The following is a 26,003-nucleotide window of genomic DNA, read 5'->3' as shown; positions in this document are numbered from 1 at the left end:
GTATGTCCAGTAAGGTCCGATCCGTGGATGGCGACGGCGGGACCGGGCGCGCGCCCGCAGGCCGCTGGGAGCAGCTGTTCTCCGACCTCGAGGCGCAGCTCGCCGCCGGGCGGGCCGACGAGGCCCGGTGGGACGTGGCCGAGCTCACCCGGGCCGAGCGGGCCCGCGTGACGCTGACCGACCGGCTCCGGGGCGCGATCGGCACGCGGCTGCGGGTCGTGACGGCGCACGGCGAGCCGCTCGAGGGCTTGGTGACCGAGGCCGCCGCGCAGTGGCTGCTCCTCGACCTGGGAGCCGGTCGTCGAGCCGTCGTCCCGACGGCCGCCGTGCGGTCGGTCGACGGGCTCGGCCCGCGGGCCGCACCGCCCGCCGGGAGGCTGGAGTCGGCCCTCGGGCTCGGGCACGTCCTGCGAGCCCTGGCGCGTGACCGGGTCGTCGTGACCGTCCGGACCGACGCCGGGACGCTCGCCGGCAGGCTCGACCGGGTGGGCGCCGACCACGTCGACCTGACCCTCGAGGCCCCCGCGGGGCGGTGGACCACCGTGCCGTTCGCCGCGCTGCTCGCGGTGGTGTCGCGGTGACGCCGGACGCCGCTCTCACGGGGGCGTCGGCGCGGGCGTCAGACGGTCCCGTCCGACGCCGCCCCGTGGGTGGTGCGCGCGCGCGTCTCGGCGTACATCCGCTCGATGTACCGCTCGAGCTCGGCGGACTCGACGCGCCACTGCATCCGCCCGCCGATCTGGATCGCGGGCAGCTCGCCGGAACGGACGAGCGCATACGCCTGTGGCGCCGAGATGTTGAGGATCTCGGACACGTCGGCGAGGGTCAGGAACCTCGGTGCCATGCCGGAAGTCTCGCACGACGGGCATGCCCCGGACGGTTGTCCACAGGTCGCACATCGGGCCTGTCGCGACACCCCGGTCCGCGTCACACTCGTCACGCCGGACGGGGCGAGCTGCCCGTCCCGGCGGTGCAGGACCCTGTCCGACGCCCCCGACCGGGGTCACGACCCGTCCCGACCCGTTGACCGCCTGACCCGCTGACCTGCTGACCTGGAGCCCCCGTGGACACCTCCGTGCTGGACCTGCCCGCCCCGACGGCCACGCGACTGCGCCGTCCCGGGTGGCGCGACCCGCGCCTGCTCGTCGGCGTCGCACTGATCGCCGCGTCCGTCGCGCTCGGCAGCTGGGTCGTCACGACCGCGCAGCGCACGGTGCCCGTCTACGTGGCGCGGGACGTGCTCGTGCCCGGCGGCTCGCTCTCGTCCGCCGCGCTGGTCGTCGCCGACGTGCGGCTCGCGGATCGTGTCGAGGGGTACCTGCGCGCCGACGAGCCGCTGCCCGAGGACGCCGTGCTGCTGCGGTCCGTCGGTGCGGGCGAGCTCGTCCCGGTCGCGGCGGTCGGGTCCGCAGCCGACCTCGCGGTCCGGGCCGTGCCCGTGACCCTGTCGGGTCCCGCCCCGACGGGGCTGGTCGCCGGCTCGCGCGTCGACCTGTGGTTCACGCCCGGCGACGACACGAGCGCGGCGTCCGAGGAGCGCACCGCCAGCACGGCGCCGCGCGAGCTGGCTGCCGCGCTCACGGTCGCCGAGGTGAGCAGCGCGGACGGCGCGTTCGCGAGCGGCGGTGCCCGCACCGTCCACGTCCTCGTGCCCGTCGACGACCTGCCGACCGTGCTCGGCGCGCTCGCCGGCGACGGCACGGTCGACGTCGTCCCGGTCCCGGGCGCCTGAGATGGGCGTCGGGGTGCTGTGCGCGGTCCAGGGGGCCGCGGAGTCCGCGATCGTGCAGGCCGTCGAGGGGTCCGGGGGGCGGCTGTCCGTCACCCGGCGGTGCGCCGACCTCACCGAGCTGCTCGCGGCCGCCGAGGCCGGGCTGGGCGGGCTGGCGGTCGTCTCGGGGGACCTGGAACGGCTGGACCGTGAGGCGGTGGCGGTGCTGCACCGCTGCGGTGTGCGCGTAGTCGGTCTGGGTGACCCGGCACGCCCGTGGCTGGCGGAGCGCCTGACGGCGCACGGCGCCGACCTCGTCGTCGACGTCGACAGCGACGGCCACGTGCCCGACGTCGTGCGGGAGGCCCTGTCGGTGCTCGGGGACTCCCCTCCGGTGCCGCCGCCGGCACCGGAGGAGAGCACCACCACGCGGCGCGGCGCGACGGTCGCGGTGTGGGGTCCCACGGGCGCACCGGGGCGTACCTTCGTTGCCGTCAACCTCGCCGCCGAGGTGGCGGCTCTCGGCCGCGCGACGCTGCTGGTCGACGCCGACACGTACGGCGGCGTCGTCGCACAGGTCCTGGGGGTGCTGGACGAGGCCCCGGGCGTCGCCGCGGCGGCCCGCGCCGCGGGGCAGGGCGCGCTCGACCTGCGCACGCTCGCGCGGCTGGCGCCCGTCGTGCTGCCCGACCTGCGGCTCCTCTCCGGCATCTCGCGCGCCGACCGCTGGCCCGAGCTGCCGGCGAGCTCGCTCGAGCTGGTGCTGTCCCGGGCCCGTGAGCTCGCGGACGTCACGGTCGTCGACACCGGCTTCTGCCTCGAGCAGGACGAGATGCTCAGCTACGACACGCGTGCCCCTGCGCGCAACGCCGCGACCTTCGCGGCGCTCGAGCAGGCCGACCTCGTCGTCGTGGTCGGTGCGGCCGACCCTGTCGGCGTGCAGCGGCTCGTGCGGGCGCTCGCCGACGCCGCCGACCGCGGCCTGGCGCTGACACGGCGGGTGGTCGTCAACCGGGTGCGGCCGACGGTCGCCGGGGCACGTCCGGGTGAGGCGGTCGTCGCCGCCCTCGCGCGGTACGCGGGCGTCGAGGACGTGGTGCTCGTCCCGGAAGACCGCTCCGCCGTGGACAGCGCGATGCTCGAGGGCCGCGCGTTGCGGGAGGTCGCACCGGGCTCGCCGGCGCGGCGCAGCCTGGCGGCCCTGGCGGCGGAGGTGGTGGCCGCGGTGCGGTCCGACGCGCCGGGTGCGCGCGTCCCGGTCGGCTGAGCGGCTCGGGGCGGCACACTGGTCCTGTGCGCGTCTACCTGCCCGTGACCCTCGACGAGCTGCAGCACGGCTCGCCGGTCCTGCTCGCGCCGCGCGTCGCGCACGGCGTGACGCCCGCGCTGCGCGCGCTGTGGCCGGACGAGGACGACGAGGGCTGGGAGTACGCAGCCCAGGCCGGTGCCGCCGACGAGTCCGTCGTCCTGCTCGCCGCTCGCCCGGGCGCGCCGCGGCTCCGGGTGGTCGTCGCGGCCGACGTCCCCGAGGCGTGCGTGCGCGCGCTCGAGGCCCCGCCGGTGCCCTCGGCGCTCGAGCTCGTGTGCGGCGTCGACGTGAGCCACGTGGCCAGCGTCCACGTCGACGAGCCCGCCGCCGTGGCGGACGTCACGGCGGCGGCCGCCGGGGACGAGGCGGCACTCGAGCGCCTGGGGGACCGTGACCTGCTCTGGTACGACGTGTCGGAGATCGAGCAGATCCCGGTGCCCTGAGTGGCGGAGGCGCCGGTGTGGCAGAGCCGCCGGTGCTGACGAGGTGCCGGTTGGACCGAGCGGCCCTCGCTCGGGTAGTGTTCACCGCCGGTACGAGCCGCAAGGCGCGTGCCGCTGGTGCTGCGCGCGGACCCCGTTTCCGGTCACAGCCCGTGGGGTATGGTGTAATTGGCAGCACGACTGATTCTGGTTCAGTTAGTCTAGGTTCGAGTCCTGGTACCCCAGCGTTGTGCACCGGCAGCAGCCGGTTGAGCAGCACGGACGCGTCCGCCCTGGTGGCGGGCCCGCGGACGTCGCGAGGTGTCACCTCGCGGTGAACGTCGGGTACAGTTTCCACTCGGCACACGGCTTCCGGGTCGTGCGCAAGGCCCCCGTTGTGTAGCGGCCTAGCACGCCGCCCTCTCACGGCGGTAGCGCCGGTTCGAATCCGGTCGGGGGTACGGTCGAAGGCCCGGTCACTCAGGTGACCGGGCCTTCTTCGTGCTCGGACCTGTGCCCGTGACGATCCCGGGGCCGTCCCGGGGCACGCCGACGAACCACGGATCCGGTGGCTCATCCCTCGCGATGAGCCACCGGATCCGTGGTTCCCCTCAGACGCGCCTGTCGGCGGTCAGTCGGCGGTGCGGCGCAGGACCTCGGTGAGGCGGTTGGCCGCGGACACGACCGCCGCGGCGTGCAGGCGGCCCGGCTGCCGGGACAGCCGCTCGAGCGGCCCGGAGACCGACACGGCGGCGACGACACGCCCCGACGGCCCGCGCACCGGCGCGGACACGGACGCCACGCCGACCTCGCGCTCCGACACCGACTGCGCCCAGCCACGGCGACGCACGCCGGACAGGATCGTGGCGGTGAACCGCGCGCCCTGCAGACCGCGGTGCAGGCGGTCGGGCTCCTCCCACGCGAGCAGCACCTGCGCGGCCGACCCGGCCTGCATCGTCAGCGTCGCGCCGACCGGGATCGAGTCACGCAGCCCGATCGGCCGCTCGGCAGCAGCGACGCAGATGCGCTGGTCGCCCTGCCGGCGGTAGAGCTGCGCGCTCTCACCCGTGTGGTCCCGCAGCATCGTCAGCACGGGACCTGCTGCGGCGAGCAGGCGGTCCTCGCCGGCGGCGGTCGCGAGCTCCGAGAGACGGGGTCCGAGGACGAACCGTCCCTGCAGGTCGCGCGCCACGAGTCGGTGGTGCTCCAGGGCGACGGCCAGCCGATGGGCCGTCGGACGGGCAAGATGGGTGGCGGCGACGAGCTGTGCGAGGGTCGCGGGTCCGGCCTCCAGGGCGCTCAGCACCGACGCGGCCTTGTCCAGGACGCCGACTCCGCTAGAGTTGTCCATAGGTCGATATTGGCGTCTCGAAGGCTGAGATGCAAGCCGGGGGCCCCGATGCCCGTGGTCCGCGGTCGTCGACCCGGACCCGGGACGCCCCCGCCCGGACGAGAGGAACGACGCACATGGCCGGCACGCTGGCGGAGAAGGTCTGGGACGCGCACGTCGTGCGCCACGGCACGGACGGTGCACCCGACCTGCTGTACATCGACCTGCACCTGGTGCACGAGGTCACGAGCCCGCAGGCCTTCGAGGGGCTGCGGCTGGCCGGCCGACCCGTGCGTCGTCCCGACCTCACGATCGCCACCGAGGACCACAACACCCCGACCCTCGACATCGACCGCCCCATCGCGGACACGACGAGCCGGACCCAGATCCAGACGCTGCGCAACAACGTCGCGGAGTTCGGCGTGCGGATCCACTCCCTGGGCGACGCCGACCAGGGGATCGTGCACCAGGTGGGCCCGCAGCTCGGCCTGACGCAGCCCGGCCTGACCGTCGTCTGCGGGGACTCGCACACGTCCACGCACGGCGCGTTCGGCGCCCTCGCGTTCGGCATCGGCACGAGCGAGGTGGAGCACGTGCTCGCCACGCAGACGCTGCCCCTGGTCCCGTTCCGGACGATGGCGATCACGGTCGACGGCGAGCTGCCCGTCGGCGCGTCGGCCAAGGACATCATCCTGGCCATCATCGCCAAGATCGGCACGGGCGGGGGCCAGGGCTACGTCCTGGAGTACCGCGGCGAGGCGATCCGCAGGCTCTCCATGGAGGGCCGGATGACGATCTGCAACATGTCGATCGAGGCCGGCGCCCGCGCGGGCATGATCGCGCCCGACGAGACGACCTTCGAGTACCTCAAGGGCCGTCCCCACGCGCCCGAGGGCGCCGACTGGGACGCGGCCGTCGAGTACTGGCGCACGCTGCGCACGGACGACGACGCCGTCTTCGACGCCGAGGTCGTGCTCCACGCGGCGGACCTCGAGCCCTTCGTCACCTGGGGTACCAACCCCGGCCAGGGCCTGCCGCTGTCCGGCAACGTGCCGGTGCCTGCCCAGATCGCCGACGCCAACGAGCGCGTCGCGGCCGAGCGCGCGATCGAGTACATGGGCCTGACGCCGGGCCAGCCGCTGCGCGAGATCCGGGTCGACACGGTCTTCATCGGCTCGTGCACCAACGGTCGCATCGAGGACCTGCGCGCGGTCGCCAAGCTCGTCAAGGGCCGCGCCAAGGCGCAGGACGTGCGCGTCCTCGTCGTGCCGGCCTCGGCGCGCGTGCGCCTGCAGGCCGAGGCCGAGGGCCTGGACCGGATCTTCCTCGACTTCGGGGCGGAGTGGCGCAACGCCGGCTGCTCGATGTGCCTGGGCATGAACCCCGACCAGCTCGCGCCGCAGGAGCGCTCGGCCTCGACGTCGAACCGCAACTTCGAGGGTCGCCAGGGCAAGGGCGGCCGCACGCACCTCGTGTCGCCCCTCGTCGCCGCCGCGACCGCCATCCGGGGCACGCTGTCCTCGGTCGCGGACCTCGGCGCCGACGTCCCCGTCCCGGACGGCAGCCCGCTGACGCCCGACGCGCTGCAGACCGTCTGACGCCCCGAGACCCGACAGGCAGGCCCCTCATGGAGAAGTTCACCCGGCACACCGGGATCGGCGTCCCGCTGCGACGCAGCAACGTCGACACCGACCAGATCATCCCCGCCGTCTACCTCAAGCGGGTGACGCGCACCGGCTTCGAGGACGCGCTGTTCGCCGCGTGGCGCGGGGACCCGGCGTTCCTGCTCAACCAGGACGCCTACCGGAGCGGCTCGGTGCTCGTCGCCGGCCCCGACTTCGGCACCGGCTCGTCACGCGAGCACGCCGTGTGGGCCCTGAAGGACTACGGCTTCCGCGTCGTGATCTCGGCGCGGTTCGCGGACATCTTCCGCGGCAACTCCGGCAAGCAGGGCCTGCTCGCGGCCCAGGTGTCGCAGGAGGACGTCGAGCTGCTCTGGAAGGTCCTCGAGACCACCCCGGGCACCGAGGTGACCGTGGACCTCGGCTCGCGCACCGTGACCTGCGACGACGTCGTGGTGCCGTTCCAGGTCGACGACTACACGCGCTGGCGCCTGATGGAGGGCCTCGACGACATCGGTCTGACGCTGCAGCACGCCGACGAGATCACGCAGTTCGAGCAGCGCCGCGAGTCGTGGCGTCCCGCGACGCTCCCGGCCAAGCACCTGCCGTCCGTCCCGGTCGAGCCCGCGCGCCCCGTCGTGACGCTCGACCTGGGTCCCACGCGCGGCGCCTGAGCGCGGACGCACCGGACGAGCACTCCCGCAGGGCGGGCGCACGGCACCGGCCGCGCGCCCGCCCGGCCACGTTGTGAGGGTTCTGCGAGGACCGCAGGTCATCCCCGCGCGGATGACGCGCGCATGCCGCCAGGTGGGGGACGATGTGTTCATGACCGACCTGCTGTACGTCGACGGTGGCAACCCGCTGCGGGGAGAGATCACCGTCCGCGGAGCCAAGAACTTCGTCTCCAAGGCGATGGTGGCTGCGCTGCTCGGCGAGACGCCGAGCGAGCTGCGCAACGTCCCCCAGATCCGCGACGTCGCCGTCGTGTCGGGCCTGCTGCGCCTGCACGGCGTGCAGGTCGAGATCGACGACGACGCCGGGACGATCCGCCTCGACCCCACCGACGTCGAGTCCGCCCACGTGGCCGACATCGACGCGCACGCAGGGTCCAGCCGTATCCCGATCCTGTTCTGCGGGCCCCTGCTGCACCGCCTGGGCGAGGCGTTCATCCCCGACCTCGGCGGCTGCCGGATCGGCGACCGGCCGATCAACTTCCACCTCGACATCCTGCGGCAGTTCGGGGCCGTGGTGGACAAGACCGACAACGGCATCCACATCCGCGCGCCGCACCGCCTGCAGGGCACCAAGATCGCGCTGCCGTACCCGAGCGTCGGGGCCACCGAGCAGCTGCTGCTCACCGCGGTGCGTGCCGAGGGCATCACCGAGCTGGCGAACGCGGCCATCGAGCCCGAGATCATGGATCTCATCAACGTCCTGCAGAAGATGGGCGCGATCATCTCGGTGGACACCGACCGGGTCATCCGCATCGAGGGCGTCGACCGGCTCGTGGGCTTCCAGCACACCGCGCTGGCCGACCGCATCGAGGCGGCGTCGTGGGCGTCGGCGGCCCTGGCGACCGGCGGCGACGTCTACGTGCGGGGCGCGACCCAGCCCGAGATGACGACGTTCCTCAACACGTTCCGCAAGGTCGGCGGCGAGTTCGCGATCGACGACCACGGCATCCGGTTCTTCCACCCGGGCGGCGACCTGCGGTCGATCCAGCTCGAGACCGACGTGCACCCGGGCTTCATGACCGACTGGCAGCAGCCGCTCGTCGTCGCCCTGACGCAGGCCCGCGGCCTGTCGATCGTCCACGAGACGGTCTACGAGAACCGCTTCGGCTTCGTCGACGCGCTCGTCGGCATGGGGGCCACGATCCAGGTCTACAAGGAGTGCCTGGGCGGGCGGCCCTGCCGGTTCGGTCAGCGCAACTTCTACCACTCGGCCGTCATCTCCGGTCCGACGCCCCTGTCGGCCGCCGAGATCGAGGTGCCCGACCTGCGGGGCGGCTTCAGCCACCTCATCGCGGCGCTCGCAGCCAAGGGCACGTCGGCCGTGCGGGGCATCAGCCTCATCGACCGCGGCTACGAGCGGTTCACCGACAAGCTCGAGGCGCTCGGCGCGCAGTTCAGCCGCGAGGACGACGGGCGCCCCTGACCCGGACGGCGGACCTGGCGCGGCGCCGCCGCGACTACCATCGGTTCCCGTGCCGTCGCCGCCTCGTTCCAACCTCGCCTACCGCAACGTCGCACGCATCGTGCGGCCGTTCCTCTTCGCGACGACCCGTCCGGACTGGCACGGTGCGGAGCACCTGCCGTCGGCCGGCGGTTTCATCGCTGCCGCCAACCACATGACCGAGGTGGACCCGCTGACGTTCGCGCACTTCCTGTGGGACCACGGGTACGTGCCGCGCATCCTGGCGAAGTCCTCGCTGTTCACCGTGCCCGTCGTCGGGCCGGTCCTGCGGGCCACCGGGCAGATCCCGGTGCACCGGGAGACGTCCGCCGCGGGCGACTCGCTGCGCTCGGCGGTGGCGGCCGTCGAGCAGGGGGAGTGCGTCGCGGTCTTCCCCGAGGGCACGCTCACGCGGGACCCCGACCTGTGGCCGATGATGGCCCGGACGGGCGTCGCGCGCCTCGCGCTGTCCACGCGTGCCCCCGTCGTGCCGGTCGCGCAGTGGGGCCCGCAGGACCTGCTGGCGCGCTACGGCAAGGTGCTGCGACCGTTCCCCCGCAAGAAGGTCACGATCGTGGCCGGACCGCCGGTGGACCTGTCCGACCTGTACGACCGACCGCAGGACTCCGCGACCCTGCGGGAGGCGACCGAGCGGGTCATGGACGCCATCACCGCTCTGCTGGAGCAGATCCGCGGCGAGCAGGCACCGCCGCGGCGGCACGACATGCGCCGCCGCCCGCCGGTCGACGGCGGGTCCGCGTCGTGACGGAGCCCGAGGCGCGCCTGCGCGCCACGGTGCTCGGGTCGGGCAGCTGGGGCACGACGTTCGCGGCCGTCATGGCCGACGCCGGGTGCGACGTGACGGTGTGGGGCCGCGACGCGGCGACCGTCGAGGAGATCGCGCACGAGCACCGCAACACCCGGTACCTGCCCGGCATCGAGCTGCCCGACCGCGTCGGGGCCACCCACGACGTGCGGGCGGCGGTGGCCGGCGCCGACGTGGTCGCGGTGGCCGTGCCGTCGCAGCAGGCCCGCGCGGTGCTCGCGCCGCTGGCGGACGCGCTGCCGGCGGACGCGGTCGTCGTGTCGCTGATGAAGGGCGTCGAGCTGGACACCGACCAGCGGATGAGCGAGGTCGTGGCGCAGAGCCTGGGCATCGACCCCGACCGCGTGGCGGTCCTGTCCGGCCCGAACCTCGCGCGGGAGATCGCGCAGCGCCAGCCGACGGCCACGGTCGTCGCCTCCACGAGCGCCGACACGGCGCGCCTCGTCGCCCGGGCGTGCGCGTCGTCGTACTTCCGGCCCTACACCAACCCCGACGTCGTGGGCGTCGAGCTGTGCGGTGCCGTGAAGAACGTCATCGCCCTCGCCGTGGGGATCTCGCAGGGCCGCGGGATGGGCTACAACACGATGGCGACCGTCATCACGCGCGGCCTGGTGGAGATCACCCGCCTGGGCCGGGCGCTCGGCGCGGACGCCGAGACGTTCCCGGGCCTGGCGGGCATGGGCGACCTCATGGCGACGTGCGCGTCCCCCGACTCGCGCAACCACACGCTCGGCGTGCACATCGGCCGCGGCATGGGCCTGGACGCCGCGGTCGTCGCCACGGGCGGCACCGCGGAGGGCGTCAAGTCGTGCCGCTCGGTCCTCGAGCTCGCGACGTCCCTGGGTGTCGACATGCCCATCACGTCGGCCGTCGTGCAGGTGCTGCACGAGGGCCTGCCCGTGGACCGGCTCGCCGGCCTGCTGCTGGCGCGGCCGCACCGGGCCGAGGGCGTCTGACCCGACGACCGCCGGGGACGGCCGACGGGCCGGCGGGACGCGGTCAGCGCGTGTCGCCCTCTCGCGCCCCGGTGGAGCGCGCCGCGGCCGACAGTGCCGCGGCCGACAGCGCCGCGTCGAGGTCCGCCCACAGGTCCTCGACGTCCTCGATGCCCACCGACAGCCGCACGAGGTCCTCGGGGACCGTCGGGGACTCGGTCGGGAACCGGCGGCGGCGCTCGAGCGTCGACTCGACGCCCCCGAGGCTCGTGGCCGGCACCCACAGGGCGACCGCGGCGACGAGCGCGTCGGCGCCCGGGACCCCACCGACGGGGCGCAGCCCCAGGATCGCGCCGAACCCGTCCATCTGGGCGGCCGCCCGGGCATGACCCGAGTCGTCCGGCAGCCCGGGGTACCGGACCTCGACGACGTGCGCGTGGGCGGCCAGCCGGCGCGCCAGCTCTCCCGCGGTGGCCTGCGCGCGCTCCACCCGCAGCGCGAGCGTCCGCAGCCCGCGCAGCGCAAGCCACACCTCGAACGGACCGGCGATCGCGCCGTGCGTCGTGCGGTGCGCGACGAGGCGGGCGTGCAGCGCGGGGTCGTCGGCGAGCGTCGCCCCCAGGACCACGTCGGAGTGCCCCGCGAGGTACTTGGTGACGGAGTGCACGACGACGTCGGCACCCAGCGCGAGCGGCCGCTGGACCAGCGGGGTCGCGAAGGTGCTGTCGACCACGACGAGCGCGCCGACCTCGTGCGCGGCCGCGACCAGGGCGGGCACGTCGGCGACCTCGAGCATCGGGTTCGTCGGCGACTCCAGCCACAGCATCGCGGCAGGCCCGTCGCCGTCGCTCCCGTCGCCGTCGTGGCCCCGCAGCGCGGCGACGACCGCGGCGGTGTCCACGACGTCGACCTGGTCGACCCGCAGGACCCCGCGCTCGGCCTGCTCGCGCAGCAGGACGAGCGTGACCTGGTAGGCGTGGCGCGGGACGACGACGCGTCCGCCGACGGGCACGAGCGCGAGGGCCGCGTCGATCGCGGCCATGCCCGACGCGAACACGGTCGCGGGCGGGCCGGTGACGGGCAGGCCGGCGGCCTCGTGGTCGGTGCGCTCGAGCGCGGCCAGCGCCAGCTCGAACGGCTCCCACGCGGGTGTGCCGATGCGCCCGTACAGGTGCTCGCCCGCGGCCGGCGTGCCCTGCGAGACGAACGTCGAGGACAGCACGACGGGCGGGTTCAGCGCCGCACCGGGGACGCGCGCGGGGCGTCCTGCGCTGACCGCGAGCGTGCGCGGCGAGAGGGCGCCCGGGGGGGCGACGGGGGGTTCCGCTGGGGTCGGTGCCGGGGTCGTCACCCCGGCAGGGTACGCCCGGCGGCGGTGCCCGGTCCGTCGCCACGACAGCCGCGCCGGGAGGGTAGGGTCGGGCCCCGATGGACCACACGACGATCCCCCTGACCGAGGCCGGTGGCCGCCCCGACGGTGACGGGACCGGTGGCGGTCGGCGACCCCGGGTGATGGTGCTGTTCGGGGGCAGGTCGGGCGAGCACCCGATCAGTTGCGCGACGGCGGGCGGCGTGCTGCGTGCGATCGACCGCGACCGGTACGACGTGGTCGCGGTCGGCATCACGCGCTCGGGCCAGTGGGTGCTGGCGGACGACGACCCGGAGTGCTGGGCGATCCGGGACGGCCGCCTGCCGGAGGTCCAGGACACCGCGACGCGCGTGCTGCTGCCCCAGGGCACGACCGAGCGCGAGGTGCAGGTCGTGCGCGACGGCCAGCTCGCGTCCCCGCTGGGCACGGTCGACGTGGTCTTCCCCCTGCTGCACGGGCCGTTCGGCGAGGACGGGACCCTGCAGGGCCTGCTGGAGCTCGCCGACGTCCGGTACGTGGGCTCGGGCGTGCTGGCGTCGGCCGTGGGCATGGACAAGCACATGATGAAGCTCGTGCTCGCCGGCTCGGGGCTGCGCGTCGGACCGTCCCGCGTGCTGCCGGCGGGGAGCACGCCCGACGCGGCCGCGTTCGACGCGCTGGTCGCGGACCTCGGGCTGCCGCTGTTCGTCAAGCCGGCACGCGCCGGGTCGAGCCTGGGCATCTCCCGCGTCGACGACCCGGCCGACCTGCCCGCCGCGGTCGCCGCGGCCCGCGAGCACGACCCGAAGGTGATCGTCGAGGCCGCGCTCGTGGGCCGCGAGATCGAGTGCGGGGTGCTCGGCGGACGAGCGGGCGCACCCGCGCGGGCGTCGCTGCCGGGGGAGATCCTCGTGACCGACGCACGCCACGCGTTCTACGACTTCGAGGCGAAGTACCTCGACGAGGCAGGCGTGACGCTCGCGTGCCCGGCCGACCTGGCGCCCGACGTCGTGGCCCGCGTGCAGGACGTCGCCGTCCGCGCGTTCGAGGCCGTCGGCTGCGAGGGGCTGGCACGCGTGGACGTGTTCGTCACCGCGGACGACGAGGTCGTCGTGAACGAGATCAACACCATGCCGGGCTTCACGCCGTACTCGATGTACCCCCGGATGTGGGAGGTCACGGGCGTCGACTACGCGACGCTCGTCGACGAGCTGGTCGGTCTGGCGCTCGAGCGGCCCACCGGGCTGCGCTGAGCGGGCCGGCCCACCGGGTCGAGCGGGTCGACCGGGCGGGAGCGCGTCACAGGCACTCCCGCTCCTGCACGGTGAGGGCGACGCCCGGGCCCAGCAGGTCGACGAACGATGTCGCGCGGGTCGCGGCGACCTCCCGCGGCACGTGCAGCTCGACGGCGGGCACCCGCCCGTAGGTCGTGAACGTCCAGTCGCCGTCGTCCTCGACGACCACCCAGTCGACCGTGGGGCCGCGGGGTGTCGTGACGGACTCGCAGCGGTCCGTCGTCGGCCCCAGGGGCTCGACCCCGCAGCGCAGCACGACGGCGGCCCTCGGTGCGCCCCACGCGGTCGTGGCCTGCGCGTCGGTGTCGAGCCGGTCGAGCCCCTCGCCCAGGGACTCCGGCAGCGCCAGCACGACCGACGCGCACACGGGGTCGGTCGCGTACGGCGCGACCTGCACGGGCACGGTCGGCGCGCACGCCGTCAGCGTCGCGAGCAGGCCGACCACGGCAGTCGTCGCGGCGGCGCGGTCGGCGGGACGGTGGTGCACGCCGCCACGGTACCCGGGACTCGACGCCTCGTGTCCGCGGGCGGGGCGTCGCGCGCAGGGGCCCCGGTGAGCGTCTAGCGTGGGCGCGTGCCGTCCGAGAGTCCCGTCGTCGCCGACCTCGCCGAGCAGGACCTGCTCGACCGGATCTTCCCGCACCTGCCCGTGGGGTCGCGCACCCTCGTCCCGCCCGGTGACGACGCCGCCGTCGTCGTCGCGCCGGACGGCCGGTACGTGGTGACGTGCGACGTGCTCGTCGAGGACGTCCACTTCCGGCGCGCCTGGTCGTCCGGCGTCGACGTGGGGCGCCGTGCCGCGATGCAGAACCTCGCCGACGTCGCGGCCATGGGTGCCCGCCCGGTCGCGCTCGTCGTGGGGCTCGTGACGCCCCGGGACACGCCCGTGGCGTGGGTCGAGGACCTCGCGCGCGGCCTCGGCGACGCGTGCCGGCCGCTCGACGTGGGCGTGGTCGGGGGCGACCTGTCGTCCGGTCCCGTGGTCGTGGTCGCGGTGACCGCGCACGGTGACCTGGAGGGGCGTGCGGCAGTGCGCAGGACGGGCGCACGGGCCGGTGACGTCGTCGCGCTCGCCGGCCGGCAGGGCTGGTCGGCGGCCGGGCTCGCGCTGCTCACCGCGGACCGCGGGGACGTCGACCCGGGCCTGGTGGCGGCCTACCGGGCGCCCGAGCCCGACCTGGCGGCCGGGCCGGCGGCGGCGCGGGCGGGTGCGACCGCGATGCTCGACGTCTCCGACGGTCTGCTGCGCGACGGGCGCCGGCTCGCGCGCGCCAGCGGTGTGACGCTCGACCTGGACGACCCCGCCGTGGCGTTCGCGGCCGACCTGGCCCGGCTGGCCGACGCGGCGGGTGCGCTCGACGCGGACGCGCGCGCGTGGGTGCTGACGGGTGGTGAGGACCACGGGCTGCTGGCGACGTTCCCGCCCGACGCCCCCCTGCCGTCACCGTTCCGACGCGTCGGCACGGTGACGGCGCGGACGTCCGACCTCGTCCAGGTGCAGGGCCGCCCGCCGGGGACGACGACGACAGGCTGGGACCACTTCGCGAGCTGACGCGCACGCGCGAACCGGCGCGGAGTGGTCACATCGGCACCGGTGGGAGCCGGAAGGGGGTCACTTGTGTGACCAGCTCCGCGGTGCGTCAGCCGATGCGTCGGCCGGTGCGTCAGCCGCGGCGGTAGCGGACCTCCAGGAGGTCGGCGCCGCCGAGGGTCTCGAGGCGTTCGATGCCGTCGGGGGAGAAGCCGTGGCGGCGGTAGAAGTGCCGTGCCCGGGCGTTGTCGGCGAGCACCCACAGCGACATCGGGGTCTGCTCGCCCGCCTCCGCCAGGACCGTGCGGATCAGGTCGCGCGCGACGCCGTGGCCCCACGTGCCGGGGTCGAGGTAGATCGAGTAGATCTCCCGCTCGCGCCGACGCGCGTCCTCGTCGCGGCTCGGCCCGTAGGAGGCGAACCCGATCACCTGGTCCCCGGACTGGGCGACGAACGTGCGCACGTGGTCGGCCGGGCCGTCGGCCAGCTGCCGTGCCCAGCGTTCGGCACGCTGGTCGGGGTCCAGGGAGCGCAGGTAGTCGTCCGGGACGATGCCCGTGTACGCCTCCTGCCACGAGCGGACGTGCACGCGGGCGATGCCCGCCGCGTCCTGAGTGGTCGCGGGACGGATGAGGACCTCGTCGATCTGCTCGACCATGACGCCCACCCTGCCACAGGGTGCGGGCAGCACGAAGGCCCGCGAGCCGAGCTCGCGGGCCTGTCGGCGTGTCGTACGTGTGTCCCGGCGGCGGGCGGCCCGTGGGGCCGTGCGCTCGAGGGTGCAGTGCGCTCAGACGGCGCGCTGCACCTTGCCGGCCTTGAGGCACGACGTGCACACGTTGAGTCGCTTGGGAGTCCCGGCGACCACCACGCGCACGCGCTGGATGTTCGGGTTCCAGCGTCGCTTCGTGCGCACGTGCGAGTGCGAGACGCTGTGCCCGAAGCTCGGGCGCTTGGCGCAGACGTCGCAGTTGGCAGCCACGGTTCTCTCCTGGTTCTGTCCTGTCGCGGGCCGACGGGCGGCCCGGTGTCGTGCACGTCCCCGCGCTCCCGTGGTGGGTTCCGGCCAGACGGCCAGGACCGCACGACGGTGCGTCGGAAGGTCGGTGGGGGTGCCGGACCGGGTCCGGGCAACCTGGCAAGACTAGCCCATCGCGGCGGTGGCGCCCAAATGTGGGTGCGGTGCGGCACAGTTGGCGCGCATGGGCACGCACGGGCGCGCTCAGGGTGCCCGGGGGTCGCCGAGGGTGCCCCGGGAGTCCCGGGCGTCGCCCGCAGGAGGCGCGGTCGGTGGTGGGCCGAGGTCCGGCGGTTCCGGAGGTGAGGGAGAGGGTGCGGGTGGAGGTCGTGTCGCGGCAGGTCGCGCTCGACGGTGCCGCGGTGCGGGCCTGGGCGGCGGGTGCGCTGATCGCGTGCCGTGCGGCGCGTGAGCGCATCGACGCGGTCAACGTCTTCCCGGTGCCCGACGCGGACACCGGCACCAACGTGACCCTCACCGTCGCGGGCGGTGCCGCCGCCGTGGCGGCGGACCCCGGCGACGGGGGAGCGGCGGTGCTGGCGGCGACCTTCGCGCACGGCGCAGCGCGTGCCGCGCGGGGCAACTCCGGCATCATCCTCAGCCAGTGGCTCGTCGGCTTCGCCGCCGGGCTGGCGGGCGGCGCGGGCGGTGACGTCGGGACCGGGACGCTCGTCGGCGCGCTCGAGCGGGGCGCCCGTGCGGCCCGCGACGCGGTGCCCGACCCGCAGGAGGGCACGGTCCTCACGGTGGCCCGCGAGGTCGCGGTCCACGCGCGTCGCGTCGCGGGGGAGTCGCCGGGATCGCCGGCGGACGTCCTGGCGGCGGCGGCGGACGCGGCGCGCGCGGACCTGGGCCGGCTCAGCGCGGCGCACGACGTCCTGCGGGCCGCCCAGGTGGTCGACGCGGGGGCGTGCGCGCTGCTCGTCGTCCTCGACGCGCTGGTGCGCACGCTGCGCCACGGCGGGCCTCCGCAGGCCGAGGCCGACGTCGACCTGCGCTGGCTGCCGCAGGCCGGTCCGGGGGTCGTGGCCGGCCGCGCACCCGCCGCCGGCGGCGCCTTCGAGGTGATGATGCTCGTGCGCCCCACGTGGCCGGGCGTGGCCGCACTTGCCCACGACCTGCTGGACGTGGGCGACGCCGTCGCCGTGGTCGACGCCGGCGGGCTGCAGCACGCGCACGTGCACTGCGACGACCCCGCGGCGGCGATCGGGCTGGTGCCGCCGGACGCGCGCGAGCAGGTGGTCGTGCGGCGCGTCGACGAGCCCGCCCCCGTCGCGCGCGGGCTCGTCGTCCTGACGGCGTCGGCCGGGCTGGCGGCCTGGTACGCGACGTGCGGCGCGGTCACCCTGGTCGGGCCGGTGCCCGACGCGGGCCAGGTCGCGCGTGCCGCGGCGGACACCCGGGCGGGCCGGGCGGTCGTGGTCGACGCGGGCGTCGCGGCCGTCCTCGACGGCCCGGAGGCGGGGGGTGCGGACGTCGACGGCCCGTACGACCTGCTGACGACGTCGGGTGACGGACCCGCGGTGGTCGTGTGCCTCGCGCTCGTGGCCGACCCCGAGGTGAGCCCGGACGCCGGACGGCAGGCGCTGGGACGCCTGCGCAGCGCCACACCGAGCGGTCCGGACGCCGTCCCGACCGCGCTCGCCGGCCTGCTGGCTCGGGCCCCGGCAGCGCAGAGCGTCACGCTGGTCCACGGGGACGACGTCGACGGCGACGCGGCGCGTGCGGTCGCGGCCCGTGCCACCGACGCGCACCCGCAGCTCGAGGTGGTCCTCGCCGGCCCGGCGGTCGGCCACGGCTGGTGGCTGGGGGTCGACTGACGTGCTCGCCGCCGACCCACTGACGGTCCCCCTGACGCGGCTCAACGCCCGGACCGCGAAGGCGCTGGGCAAGCTCGGCCTGGAGACGTCCGGCGACCTGCTGCGCCACTACCCGCGCCGGTACGCCGAGCCGGGCACGCTCACCGACATGGCGAGCCTGCGCGTCGGTGAGCACGTGACGGTCGTCGCCGAGGTCGTGCGCTCGTCGCTGCGGCCGACCGCCCAGGGTCGCGGCCTGCTGCAGTCGACCATCACCGACGGGCACAGCCGTATCGAGCTCACGTTCTTCGCGTCGCACGTCAAGAAGCTGGAGTGGCGGCAGGGGCAGCTGCGCCCCGGCCGGCGCGGCCTGTTCACCGGCGAGGTCTCGCTCTACCGGGACACGCTGCAGCTGATGCACCCCGAGTGCAGGCTCTTCGGCGCCGACGAGGACGGCCACGACGAGGACGAGGCCCTCGTCGAGGCCGGCCGGCCCATCCCCGTCTACCCGGCCGTCGCGGGATTCGAGTCCTGGAAGGTGGCCCAGGCCGTCCGCACCGTGCTGGACCCACTGCGGGAGGAGGACGTCCCGGATCCCGTGCCGGGCCACCTGCTCGCGCGCGACGGGCTGCCGACGCTCGTCGAGGCGCTGCGGCTCGTCCACGTCCCGCAGGACGAGGCGCAGTGGCAGCGGGGGCGTGCGCGGCTGCGGTACGAGGAGGCGCTCGTGCTGCAGGCGGAGCTCGCGCGCCGACGTGCCCGCGTCGCCCGGGAGGAGGCCGTCGCGCGGCCCCGGCGCGCCGACGGACTGCTCGACGCGTTCGACGCGCGCCTGCCGTTCACGCTCACGGCCGGGCAGCGGGCGGTCGGCGAGGAGGTCGCCGCCGAGCTCGCGGCCCCGCGGCCCATGCAGCGGCTGCTGCAGGGCGAGGTCGGCTCGGGCAAGACCGTCGTCGCGCTGCGCGCGATGCTGCAGGTCGTCGACGCCGGCGGGCAGGCCGCCCTGCTCGCCCCCACCGAGGTGCTGGCGGCGCAGCACGCGCGCACCCTGCGTGCGCTCCTGGGGGACCTCGCCGACGGCGGGTTCCTCGGTGGCGCGACCCTGGCGACGCGCGTCGCGCTGCTCACCGGGTCGCTGCCCGTCGCGGCGCGCCGTGCGGCGATGCTCGACGCCGCGAGCGGCGCGGCCGGCATCGTCGTCGGCACCCACGCGCTGCTCTCGCCGGACGTGCAGTTCGCCGAGCTGGGGCTCGTCGTCGTCGACGAGCAGCACCGCTTCGGCGTCGAGCAGCGCGACGCGCTGCGGGCCAAGGCGGGCAGCACGCCGCACACGCTCGTCATGACGGCCACGCCCATCCCGCGCACCGTCGCGATGACGGTGTTCGGCGACCTGGAGACGTCGGTGCTGAGCGAGGTGCCCGCGGGGCGCCAGGGCATCACGACGCACACCGTGCCGGCCGACAACCCGCGCTGGACGGACCGCACCTGGCAGCGCGTGCGCGAGGAGGTGGACGGCGGCGGACGCGCCTACGTCGTGTGCCCGCGCATCGACGGCGACGCCACCGCCGGTGACCCGGCCGACGAGGACGGGACCGACCTGGTCGCCGCCGCGGACCCCACGGTCGGGGCACCGGATGCCGGGCAGCGCCGCCCGCTGCGTGCCGTCCTCGACGTCGCCGAGGAGCTGCGCGCGCGGCCGGACCTCGCGGGGATCGGGATCGGCGTGCTGCACGGCCGCCTGGCGCCCGAGGAGAAGGACCGCGCGTTCGCCGCGTTCGGCTCGGGGCAGACGCCCGTGCTCGTCTCGACCACGGTCGTGGAGGTCGGCGTCGACGTGCCGGACGCGACCGTCATGGTGGTCCTCGACGCGGACCGGTTCGGGCTCTCGCAGTTGCACCAGCTGCGGGGCCGGGTCGGGCGAGGGTCGCGCCCGGGCCTGTGCCTGCTGGTGAGCGCGGCCGCGCAGGGGACCGACGCGCACACCCGGCTCGAGACGCTGGCCGCGACGACCGACGGCTTCGAGCTCGCGGCGCTCGACCTCGAGCTGCGGCACGAGGGTGACGTCCTGGGAGCGGCGCAGCACGGGCGCGGCAGCTCGCTGCGGCTCCTGCGGGTGACGCGGGACGCCGACGTCATCGCGACCGCGCGCACCGACGCCCGCGCGCTCGTGGACCAGGACGCCGACCTCGACGCGTGGCCGGCGCTGCAGGCGGCCATCGAGGCGTCGCTGGCCGGGGAGCGCGAGGAGTTCCTCGAGCGGGCCTGACCGCCCGCCTCGCGCCCGCCGGCCCGGCCCGCACGCCGGCCCGACCCGGCCCGCGCGACCCCGCGGTCCGGCGACGCCCCGGCGCTGACTACCCTGACCGCATGGCTCCGGTGGTGCGCGTCCGTGATCTGCAGGTCGGCTACGGAGCGGCACCTGTGTGCGCTCCCGTCTCGTTCACGCTCGGCGCGGGCCGCGCGCTGGCGCTGGTCGGCGCGAACGGGTCCGGCAAGTCGACGGTCCTCAAGACCGTCCTCGGGCTCCTTGACCCGATCGTCGGCACCATCGAGGTCCTCGGCCGGCCCGTCGACGAGCGTGAGGCGTGGTTCCGGCGGGAGGTGTCCTCCGTGCTCGACGACGACGCGTACTTCCCGGCGCTGACCGTGTCCGAGCACCTGTACCTGACGGCTCGCGGGCACGGCGTCCTCGACGCGCAGGACGAGGTCGCGGACCTGCTGACGGAGTTCGGGCTCGCCGACCACGCGCGCGCCACGCCCGTGTCCCTGTCGTCGGGGCAGCGCCGGCGCCTGCTGCTGGCCGCCGGCTTCGCACGGCCGCGCTCGCTGCTCGTCCTCGACGAGCCCGAGCAGCGCCTCGACCAGCGCATGCGCGCGCGTCTCGCCGACCGGCTACGCGCGGAGCGGGACGCGGGCGGCGCGGTGCTCATCGCCACGCACGACCCCGAGCTCGTCGCCGCGGTGTGCACGCAGGCCGTGCACGTCGCCGACGACGTGTCGCGCGTCCTGAGCCCGCGCGAGGCCGCCGACCGGATCGCGCGGGTCGCGCTGTGACCGACGTCGACGACGCGCGCGCCGACGACGCGCACGACCCCGACGCGCACGATCCCCACGACGACCCGCGCGTGGGTGACTTCGAGCTCGGCGAGGTGCCGTCACCGCGCTCGATCCGCCGCTTCACGGCGCAGGCCGCGCGGGCGCGGGCGGGCGCCGGCATCGGGTCGCTGCTGACGGACGTGTACACCGCCGCGACGAGCGTCGTCATCTCCGTGCTGATCGTCCTGGGCATCGTCCAGCAGCTCGGCGACTCCCTGCCGCCCGCACCCCCCGTCCAGGACGCGGGCGGGCTCAGCCTGCCCGTGCTCGTCGCGGTCGTGCTGCTGGCGGCCACCGGCGCGCTGCTGTCGACGGCCGGTCGCCTCGGTCCCGTCGGCGCCGAGGGTGCGCAGGCGGCGTGGTGGCTGCCGCTGCCCGTCGACCGGCGCGGTCTGCTGCGGCCCGCGGCCGTGCGCGTCCCGGTGCTGGCGGCGCTCGCGGGCGGGGCCGTCGTCGTGGTCCTCGAGGCGGGGCTGCTGGCCCGCACGGGCGCGGACCTGCTGCGTGCGGGTCTGCTGGGTGCGGCGGCCTCCGCGGTCGTCGTGCTGCTCGCCGCCCTCGCGCAGACCCGGGGCGTGCCGCGCCGCCGGACCGCGCTCGTCGGCGACGCGGTGCTCGTGACGGCGCCCCTGCTCGCCGCGGTCGTCGTGCTGAGCGGCCGGACTCCCACGACGCTGCCGTCGCCGTCGTGGGTCGCCGTCCTGGCCGCCGCCCTCGTCGCGGCCGCGCTCGCGGTCGTCGTCGACCGGCACCTGGGCACGCTGCCGGGTCGCACGCTGCGCGAGGGCGGGTCCGTCGCGACGCAGGCGGTGGGTGCTGTCGTGTCGCTCGACTCCCGCGAGCTCGGGCGGGCCCTGACGGGCGGGACGGCGCCGTCCTCGCGACGGCGCACGTCGCGGCTGCGCACGGCCCGCGGCCCCGCGACGGCGCTCGTGACGGCCGACCTCGTCGTGCTGCGGCGGTCCCTGCGCCACCTCGTGCAGATCGTCGTCGCCACGGGCCTGCCGGTGCTGGCGACGGTCGTGCCGCAGCTCGCGAGCACGGTCGGCGTGCTCGTCGCGGTGCTGCTGGGCGGGTGGATGGCGTCCAGCGCGAGCGCCGAGGGCGCGCGGTGGGCCGAGATGGCGCCGGTCGTCGACCGGCTGCTGCCCCTCGACGACCGCACGGTCCGACGCCTGCGGATGGTCGTGCCCGGGATCGTCATGCTCGGGTGGTCGGTGGTGGCGCTCGCCGCGGTCGGCCGGTGGGCGGGGTCGACCCCCGACTGGGTCGTGCTGGCCGTCGTGACCACGCCCGTGTGGGCCGCGGCGGCCGTCCGCGCCGCCTACCGCCCGGCACCCCGCTGGGACAAGCCGCTGGTCGCGACCCCGGCCGGGGCGCTGCCGACCGGCGTCCTGCAGGTCATCGCGCGGGGGCCCGACCTGGTGGCCTTCTGCCTGCTGCCGTTGTGGATCGCGATCGGTCTGGGCACCGTCGTCACGGTCATGGTGAGCGCGCAGGTCGTGCTCTCGGTGATCGCGGTGATGATCGCGTCGTCGACGGCCGAGAAGGGCTGGATGGAACGCATGCTCGAGGAGCAGGACCAGCGCAAGGGTGCCGCGGCGTGACCCGCATCGTCGCCGGCAGCGCGGGCGGCCGCACGCTCGCCGTGCCGCCGTCCGGGACCCGGCCGACGAGCGAGCGCGTCCGCGAGGCGCTGTTCTCCCGGCTCGAGCACCTCGACGCCGTCGACGGAGCCCGCGTGCTCGACCTCTACGCCGGCTCCGGCGCGCTCGGGCTCGAGGCGGTCAGCCGGGGCGCGGCGCACGTGGTGCTCGTCGACGTCGCGCGGGGTGCCGTCGAGGTGTGCCGCCGCAACGCGCGCACGCTCGGCCTGGCCGATCGCGTCGACGTCGTCGCGGACCGCGCGGACCGGTACCTCGGGCGCGTCGCCCCGCAGGAGGGGGCCGCGGCCGAGTCGTTCGACCTCGTGCTCCTCGACCCGCCGTACGACCTGGAGGACCACGCGCTGGCGGCCGCCGTGGCGGGCGTGGCCCGGTGCACGGCGCCGGGCGGCGTCGTGGTCGTCGAACGCTCCGCGCGTGCGTCGGCGCCGACGTGGCCCGCGCCGCTCGTCGCGCTCGCCGACCGCCGCTACGGCGAGACGCAGGTGTGGTTCGCGGAGCATCCCGCCTGAGGTGACGCACGGCAGGTCTCGCCCGGCTCCGGCCGCGGCGATGAGTTCTGACCGCCCCGCAGGTCTGCCCGGTGGACCGGCGACGACGTCGGACGACACCCACCGGAGGACAGCATGACGACCACCCCCGACCACCTGGCCACCCCGTCTCCCGGTCGCCCGCCCGTCGTCGACCTCGCCACCTGGCGGGCCGCGCGGGACGAGCTCCTCCTGCAGGAGAAGGCGCACACGCGCGCAGGTGACGCGATCGCCGCGGCCCGGCGTCGCCTGCCGATGGTCGAGATCGACGGCACGGTCGACGTGGTCGGTCCCGGCGGACCCGTCCCGTTCCTCGACCTCTTCGAGGGCCGGGACGAGCTCGTCGTCTACCAGCACATGTGGCACGACGGCGCCCCGCACCAGGGCCAGTGCGAGGGCTGCACGATGACCGCCTGGCAGCTCAAGGACGCCGTCTACCTGCACGCCCGCGGGGTGTCGTTCGCGATCCTCACGACCGGGCCGTGGGAGGAGGTCGAGCCGTTCGTCGCGTTCATGGGCTACGCCCAGCCGTGGTTCTCGGTGCGCGACGCGCCCGCCCCGATCGGCGGCGACATGGGGTGGTTCCGCGTCTTCCTGCGCGTCGGTGACCGGGTCTTCCTCACCTACGAGACGACGGGGCGCGGCACCGAGGGCCCGGACGGGTCGTTCGCGCTGCTCGACATGACGCCCTACGGCCGCGGCGAGGCCTGGCAGGACGTCCCGGACGGCTGGCCGCAGGGGCGTGAGGCGTGCTGGTACTGGCGCTCCGACGCCGCGGGGCAGGCCGGCTGGGGCCCGACGAGCCGTCCGGCCCCGCAGTGGACCCGCCCGGGTGCCGGCCCGGTGGAGACCCTGGGTCGCCACGGCCACCACCACTGACACCGCGACCGCGGGGCCCGCGCCCCACGGCCCGCCGGTCAGGCCCCGGACGGTCCCCGCGGCGTGCCGCCCGCGTCCAGGTGCAGCACGGCCAGGCGCGGCCCGTCGTCCCCCAGGCGGTGCGTGCCGGCCGTCGTGAAGCCGTGCCGCTCGTAGAACGGCACGTTGCGCGGGTCCGTCGTCGCCAGCCAGGGCGTGCCGACCACGCCTGCCAGCGTCTCGAGGCCGTGGCGCAGCAGCCGCCCGCCGCTCCCGCGTCCCTGCTGCGTGGGCAGGACGGCGAGGTAGTTCAGGTAGGGGCCTGCGGACGCCGGGGCCAGCGCCGTCGATCCGGCGAGCGCGCCCAGCACCTGCGTGGCGCGCTCGTCGCCGACGAGCGCGCCCAGGACGGCGGCCGGTCGCGGCGGCGGCGGCGCACCGGCGCCGGTGCCTGCACCGGGGCCTGCGCCTGCACCGGAGCTCGCGACGGCGGTCCCCGGCAGGCGCCACGCCGCGACCGCGACGACCTCGTCGTCGGCCGTCAGGACGTCGACGTGCCCCGCCGCGACGTAGCGCTCGAGGGAGGGCCCGAGCCACGCGGCGCACGCCGCCACGCGCAGCGCGTCGTCGGGCAGCACCCAGCGCATCAGCGGGTTGTCGTCGTAGGCCAGGGCGCACACGGTCCGCAGGCGCGGCAGGTCCGCGGGCCGCGCGGGCCGGATCGTCGTCATCGCGGCACGGTACCGGGCCGCCACCAGGACCGTCAGGGGCGTGTGACGTAGGTTGGCGTCCGTGAGCATCGCGGTCTGCCCCGGGTCCTTCGACCCGATGACGCTCGGCCACGTCGACGTCGTGCGGCGGGCCCGGTCGATGTTCGACCAGGTCGTCGTCGCCGTCGCGCACAACTCGTCCAAGCGCACCCTGCTGCCGCCGGCCGAGCGGGTCCGGCTCGCGGCCGACGCGCTCGCCGGGATGGACGGCGTGCGGGTCGTGACGACCGACGGGCTGCTGGTGGACCTGGTGCGCGACCTCGGTGCGTGCGCCGTGGTCAAGGGCCTGCGCAGCGGTGCGGACCTCGACGCCGAGCTGGCGATGGCCCTGATGAACCGGCACCTGTCGGGTGTCGAGACGGTCTTCGTCGTCGGCGACCCGGGTCTCGCGCACATCGCGTCGTCGCTGGTCAAGGACGTGGCCCGGCACGGCGGTCGGATCGACGACATGGTGACCCCCGCGGTGGCCGCGGCGGTGCTCGACGCGTTGGCGCCCACGGCGGGCGGCGGGGGAGAGGACGGACGATGACGGAGCACGTGGACGACGGCGAGGAGCGCACCGAGGGGGTCGGCGGCGTGCTCGACGCGATCGAGCAGGCGGTGGTGCAGGCCCGGGCGATGCCCATGTCCTCGTCGGTCCTGGTGAACCGTGCGGAGATCCTCGAGCTCGTCGACCAGGTGCGCGCGGCCCTGCCCGCCCAGCTGTACCGGGCGGACGAGGTCCTGGCCGATGCGGACGCGGCGCGGGCCGCGGCCCGCGCCGAGGCCGACACGGTCCTGGCCCGGGCGCGCGCCCGGGCGGCGGAGCTCGTGGAGCAGGAGGGCGTCGTGTCGGCGGCGCAGACCCGCGCTGCCGCGATCGTCGCCGAGGCGCAGGAGACCGCGGTCGTGCTGCGCCGCGACGCCGACGACTACTGCGACCGCCGGCTCGCGGACTTCGAGATCGACCTCGGCAAGGTGCTGTCGCAGGTGCAGGCCGGACGCGCGAAGCTCGCGGGGCGGCTCGCCCCGGGCGAGAGCAGCTAGCACCGGTACCGGTTTGGGCGGCGGCTCGCCGTACCGTAGAGTTCTCGGTTGGTCCTGCCGGTCATGGCGTGACCGAGCCGTCACCGCCGTAATTTGCTATCGCCGTAGACGTACCGCGCGCCCGCGCGCGGTGCCACCTGGAACGAGGGGACCGGACCGTGCGCCCATCCCGTCTCGATCCCCGCTCGCCGTACGTGCTCGAGACACACGAGCTCGGCCGACGTCCGGGATCGATGCGGTTGGTGCAGCGGACGGTCGCGGCACCCGACGAGCTCGGCAGTGGCATGATCGGCATCCCCGCCGGGAGCGACCTCGAGCTGGATCTGCGGCTCGAGGCGGTCATGGAGGGGGTCCTGGTCTCCGGTGCGATCCACGGCGAAGCCGTCGGGGAGTGCGTGCGGTGCCTGGACCGGGTCGTCGAGACTGTCGACGCCACGGTGCAGGAGCTGTACGTCTACCCTGAGAAGGCCGACGCCGCGGCGAGCAACGGGGACGACGAGGACGAGGACGTGCGCGAGCTGGACGGCGACCTGGTCGACCTCGAGCCCGCGCTGCGGGACGCGGTCGTGCCCGCGCTGCCGTTCCGGCCCCTGTGCCGGCCGGACTGCCCGGGCCTGTGCTCGGAGTGCGGCGCGCGGCTCGCGGACGACCCGGACCACACGCACGAACTGCTGGACCCCCGGTGGGCCGCCCTCGGCAGCCTGCAGGGCCCTGACGACGAGAAGAGAGAGAGCTGAC

The 26,003-nt window shown here is 75.7% G+C and carries 27 protein-coding genes and 2 tRNA genes; 22 read left to right on the top strand and 7 right to left on the bottom strand.

What is annotated here, in order from left to right; translation table 11 throughout:
* Positions 1-23: 23 nt before the first annotated feature.
* Positions 24-581, top strand: coding sequence for a hypothetical protein (locus OKX07_RS12355; protein WP_265628362.1), 558 nt, complete (start codon positions 24-26; stop codon positions 579-581).
* A gap of 38 nt (positions 582-619) precedes the next feature.
* On the opposite strand, the gene OKX07_RS12350 is transcribed toward OKX07_RS12355, so the two are convergent.
* Positions 620-844, bottom strand: a complete 225-nt coding sequence (locus OKX07_RS12350; RefSeq protein WP_265628361.1) for a helix-turn-helix domain-containing protein — start codon at positions 842-844, stop codon at positions 620-622.
* A gap of 219 nt (positions 845-1,063) precedes the next feature.
* Here OKX07_RS12350 and OKX07_RS12345 point away from each other — a divergent pair, with 219 nt between their 5' ends.
* The 5 genes from OKX07_RS12345 to OKX07_RS12325 all read left to right on the top strand — a co-directional run bounded on the left by OKX07_RS12345 (position 1,064) and on the right by OKX07_RS12325 (position 3,903).
* Positions 1,064-1,732, top strand: coding sequence for a hypothetical protein (locus OKX07_RS12345; RefSeq protein WP_265628360.1), 669 nt, complete (start codon positions 1,064-1,066; stop codon positions 1,730-1,732).
* Position 1,733: 1 nt separating this feature from the next.
* The gene (locus OKX07_RS12340) at positions 1,734-2,978 is read left to right on the top strand and encodes an AAA family ATPase (protein WP_265628359.1); all 1,245 of its coding nucleotides are present in this window, start codon (positions 1,734-1,736) and stop codon (positions 2,976-2,978) included.
* 26 nt (positions 2,979-3,004) lie between these two features.
* Positions 3,005-3,463, top strand: a complete 459-nt coding sequence (locus OKX07_RS12335) for a DUF6912 family protein (RefSeq protein WP_265628358.1) — start codon at positions 3,005-3,007, stop codon at positions 3,461-3,463.
* Positions 3,464-3,616: 153 nt separating this feature from the next.
* A tRNA-Gln gene (locus tag OKX07_RS12330) sits at positions 3,617-3,688 on the top strand.
* Positions 3,689-3,830: 142 nt separating this feature from the next.
* Positions 3,831-3,903 (top strand) — tRNA-Glu (locus tag OKX07_RS12325).
* A 170-nt stretch (positions 3,904-4,073) separates the two neighbouring features.
* Here the strand turns inward: OKX07_RS12325 and OKX07_RS12320 are convergent.
* Complete coding sequence (locus OKX07_RS12320; RefSeq protein ID WP_265628357.1) at positions 4,074-4,793, bottom strand: IclR family transcriptional regulator; 720 nt, start codon at positions 4,791-4,793, stop codon at positions 4,074-4,076.
* Positions 4,794-4,909: 116 nt separating this feature from the next.
* On the opposite strand from OKX07_RS12320, the gene leuC reads away from it, so the two are divergent.
* From leuC to OKX07_RS12295, 5 genes are all read left to right on the top strand, one after another.
* Positions 4,910-6,370 (top strand): 3-isopropylmalate dehydratase large subunit, encoded by a 1,461-nt coding sequence (gene leuC / locus OKX07_RS12315; RefSeq protein WP_265628356.1) that lies wholly within the window; start codon positions 4,910-4,912, stop codon positions 6,368-6,370.
* 29 nt (positions 6,371-6,399) lie between these two features.
* A complete protein-coding gene (gene leuD, locus OKX07_RS12310) occupies positions 6,400-7,068 on the top strand; it encodes a 3-isopropylmalate dehydratase small subunit (RefSeq protein WP_265628355.1) in 669 nt (222 codons plus the stop codon).
* A gap of 151 nt (positions 7,069-7,219) precedes the next feature.
* Entirely contained in the window at positions 7,220-8,551 is a 1,332-nt protein-coding gene (murA, locus tag OKX07_RS12305) for a UDP-N-acetylglucosamine 1-carboxyvinyltransferase (protein ID WP_265628354.1), read from the top strand.
* Between the two features lie 49 nt (positions 8,552-8,600).
* Positions 8,601-9,335, top strand: a complete 735-nt coding sequence (locus tag OKX07_RS12300; protein WP_265628353.1) for a lysophospholipid acyltransferase family protein — start codon at positions 8,601-8,603, stop codon at positions 9,333-9,335.
* Complete coding sequence (locus OKX07_RS12295) at positions 9,332-10,351, top strand: NAD(P)H-dependent glycerol-3-phosphate dehydrogenase (protein ID WP_265628352.1); 1,020 nt, start codon at positions 9,332-9,334, stop codon at positions 10,349-10,351. Before OKX07_RS12300 ends, OKX07_RS12295 begins: the two co-directional genes overlap by 4 nt.
* Before the next feature lie 43 nt (positions 10,352-10,394).
* Here the strand turns inward: OKX07_RS12295 and OKX07_RS12290 are convergent, their stop codons facing one another.
* Positions 10,395-11,681 (bottom strand): trans-sulfuration enzyme family protein, encoded by a 1,287-nt coding sequence (locus OKX07_RS12290; RefSeq protein ID WP_265628351.1) that lies wholly within the window; start codon positions 11,679-11,681, stop codon positions 10,395-10,397.
* A gap of 77 nt (positions 11,682-11,758) precedes the next feature.
* Here OKX07_RS12290 and OKX07_RS12285 point away from each other — a divergent pair, with 77 nt between their 5' ends.
* Positions 11,759-12,931, top strand: coding sequence for a D-alanine--D-alanine ligase family protein (locus OKX07_RS12285; RefSeq protein ID WP_416220782.1), 1,173 nt, complete (start codon positions 11,759-11,761; stop codon positions 12,929-12,931).
* A 46-nt stretch (positions 12,932-12,977) separates the two neighbouring features.
* On the opposite strand, the gene OKX07_RS12280 is transcribed toward OKX07_RS12285, so the two are convergent.
* Positions 12,978-13,460 carry a DUF3515 family protein gene (locus OKX07_RS12280; protein WP_265628350.1) on the bottom strand — a complete coding sequence of 161 codons (483 nt, stop codon included), beginning with the start codon at positions 13,458-13,460 and terminating at the stop codon, positions 12,978-12,980.
* Between the two features lie 87 nt (positions 13,461-13,547).
* Between OKX07_RS12280 and OKX07_RS12275 the strand changes: the two genes are divergently transcribed.
* Positions 13,548-14,525 (top strand): thiamine-phosphate kinase, encoded by a 978-nt coding sequence (locus OKX07_RS12275; RefSeq protein WP_265628349.1) that lies wholly within the window; start codon positions 13,548-13,550, stop codon positions 14,523-14,525.
* A gap of 112 nt (positions 14,526-14,637) precedes the next feature.
* Here the strand turns inward: OKX07_RS12275 and OKX07_RS12270 are convergent, their stop codons facing one another.
* Together OKX07_RS12270 and rpmB are read right to left on the bottom strand one after the other, a co-directional pair.
* A complete protein-coding gene (locus OKX07_RS12270) occupies positions 14,638-15,162 on the bottom strand; it encodes a GNAT family N-acetyltransferase (RefSeq protein ID WP_265628348.1) in 525 nt (174 codons plus the stop codon).
* A 132-nt stretch (positions 15,163-15,294) separates the two neighbouring features.
* The gene (gene rpmB / locus OKX07_RS12265) at positions 15,295-15,486 is read right to left on the bottom strand and encodes a 50S ribosomal protein L28 (RefSeq protein WP_265628347.1); all 192 of its coding nucleotides are present in this window, start codon (positions 15,484-15,486) and stop codon (positions 15,295-15,297) included.
* A gap of 356 nt (positions 15,487-15,842) precedes the next feature.
* Between rpmB and OKX07_RS12260 the strand changes: the two genes are divergently transcribed.
* The 6 genes from OKX07_RS12260 (at position 15,843) to OKX07_RS12235 (ending at position 23,490) form a co-directional block, all read left to right on the top strand.
* Positions 15,843-17,342 carry a DAK2 domain-containing protein gene (locus OKX07_RS12260; RefSeq protein WP_265628346.1) on the top strand — a complete coding sequence of 500 codons (1,500 nt, stop codon included), beginning with the start codon at positions 15,843-15,845 and terminating at the stop codon, positions 17,340-17,342.
* A gap of 1 nt (position 17,343) precedes the next feature.
* Complete coding sequence (locus OKX07_RS12255; protein ID WP_265628345.1) at positions 17,344-19,587, top strand: ATP-dependent DNA helicase RecG; 2,244 nt, start codon at positions 17,344-17,346, stop codon at positions 19,585-19,587.
* A 101-nt stretch (positions 19,588-19,688) separates the two neighbouring features.
* Positions 19,689-20,375 carry an ABC transporter ATP-binding protein gene (locus OKX07_RS12250; RefSeq protein ID WP_265628344.1) on the top strand — a complete coding sequence of 229 codons (687 nt, stop codon included), beginning with the start codon at positions 19,689-19,691 and terminating at the stop codon, positions 20,373-20,375.
* Positions 20,372-22,024 (top strand): DUF6297 family protein, encoded by a 1,653-nt coding sequence (locus tag OKX07_RS12245; RefSeq protein ID WP_265628343.1) that lies wholly within the window; start codon positions 20,372-20,374, stop codon positions 22,022-22,024. The genes OKX07_RS12250 and OKX07_RS12245 overlap by 4 nt, the downstream gene beginning before the upstream one ends.
* Positions 22,021-22,593 (top strand): 16S rRNA (guanine(966)-N(2))-methyltransferase RsmD, encoded by a 573-nt coding sequence (gene rsmD, locus OKX07_RS12240; RefSeq protein WP_265628342.1) that lies wholly within the window; start codon positions 22,021-22,023, stop codon positions 22,591-22,593. The genes OKX07_RS12245 and rsmD overlap by 4 nt, the downstream gene beginning before the upstream one ends.
* 114 nt (positions 22,594-22,707) lie before the next feature.
* Positions 22,708-23,490, top strand: a complete 783-nt coding sequence (locus tag OKX07_RS12235; RefSeq protein WP_265628341.1) for a DUF899 family protein — start codon at positions 22,708-22,710, stop codon at positions 23,488-23,490.
* 38 nt (positions 23,491-23,528) lie between these two features.
* On the opposite strand, the gene OKX07_RS12230 is transcribed toward OKX07_RS12235, so the two are convergent.
* Entirely contained in the window at positions 23,529-24,200 is a 672-nt protein-coding gene (locus tag OKX07_RS12230) for a GNAT family N-acetyltransferase (protein WP_265628340.1), read from the bottom strand.
* A gap of 61 nt (positions 24,201-24,261) precedes the next feature.
* On the opposite strand from OKX07_RS12230, the gene coaD reads away from it, so the two are divergent.
* The 3 genes from coaD to OKX07_RS12215 all read left to right on the top strand — a co-directional run bounded on the left by coaD (position 24,262) and on the right by OKX07_RS12215 (position 26,002).
* On the top strand, positions 24,262-24,768 hold the full coding sequence (gene coaD / locus OKX07_RS12225) for a pantetheine-phosphate adenylyltransferase (protein WP_265628339.1): 507 nt from the start codon (positions 24,262-24,264) through the stop codon (positions 24,766-24,768).
* Positions 24,765-25,265, top strand: coding sequence for a hypothetical protein (locus OKX07_RS12220; protein WP_265628338.1), 501 nt, complete (start codon positions 24,765-24,767; stop codon positions 25,263-25,265). The genes coaD and OKX07_RS12220 overlap by 4 nt, the downstream gene beginning before the upstream one ends.
* 233 nt (positions 25,266-25,498) lie before the next feature.
* The gene (locus OKX07_RS12215; RefSeq protein ID WP_265628337.1) at positions 25,499-26,002 is read left to right on the top strand and encodes a YceD family protein; all 504 of its coding nucleotides are present in this window, start codon (positions 25,499-25,501) and stop codon (positions 26,000-26,002) included.
* Position 26,003: the final 1 nt, after the last annotated feature.

Origin of the sequence: Cellulomonas sp. S1-8 (assembly GCF_026184235.1) — a bacterium.
Lineage (GTDB): Bacteria > Actinomycetota > Actinomycetes > Actinomycetales > Cellulomonadaceae > Cellulomonas.
The sequence above is the reverse complement of the archived record's forward strand: the minus strand, read 5'-3'. Positions and strand labels throughout refer to the sequence as shown.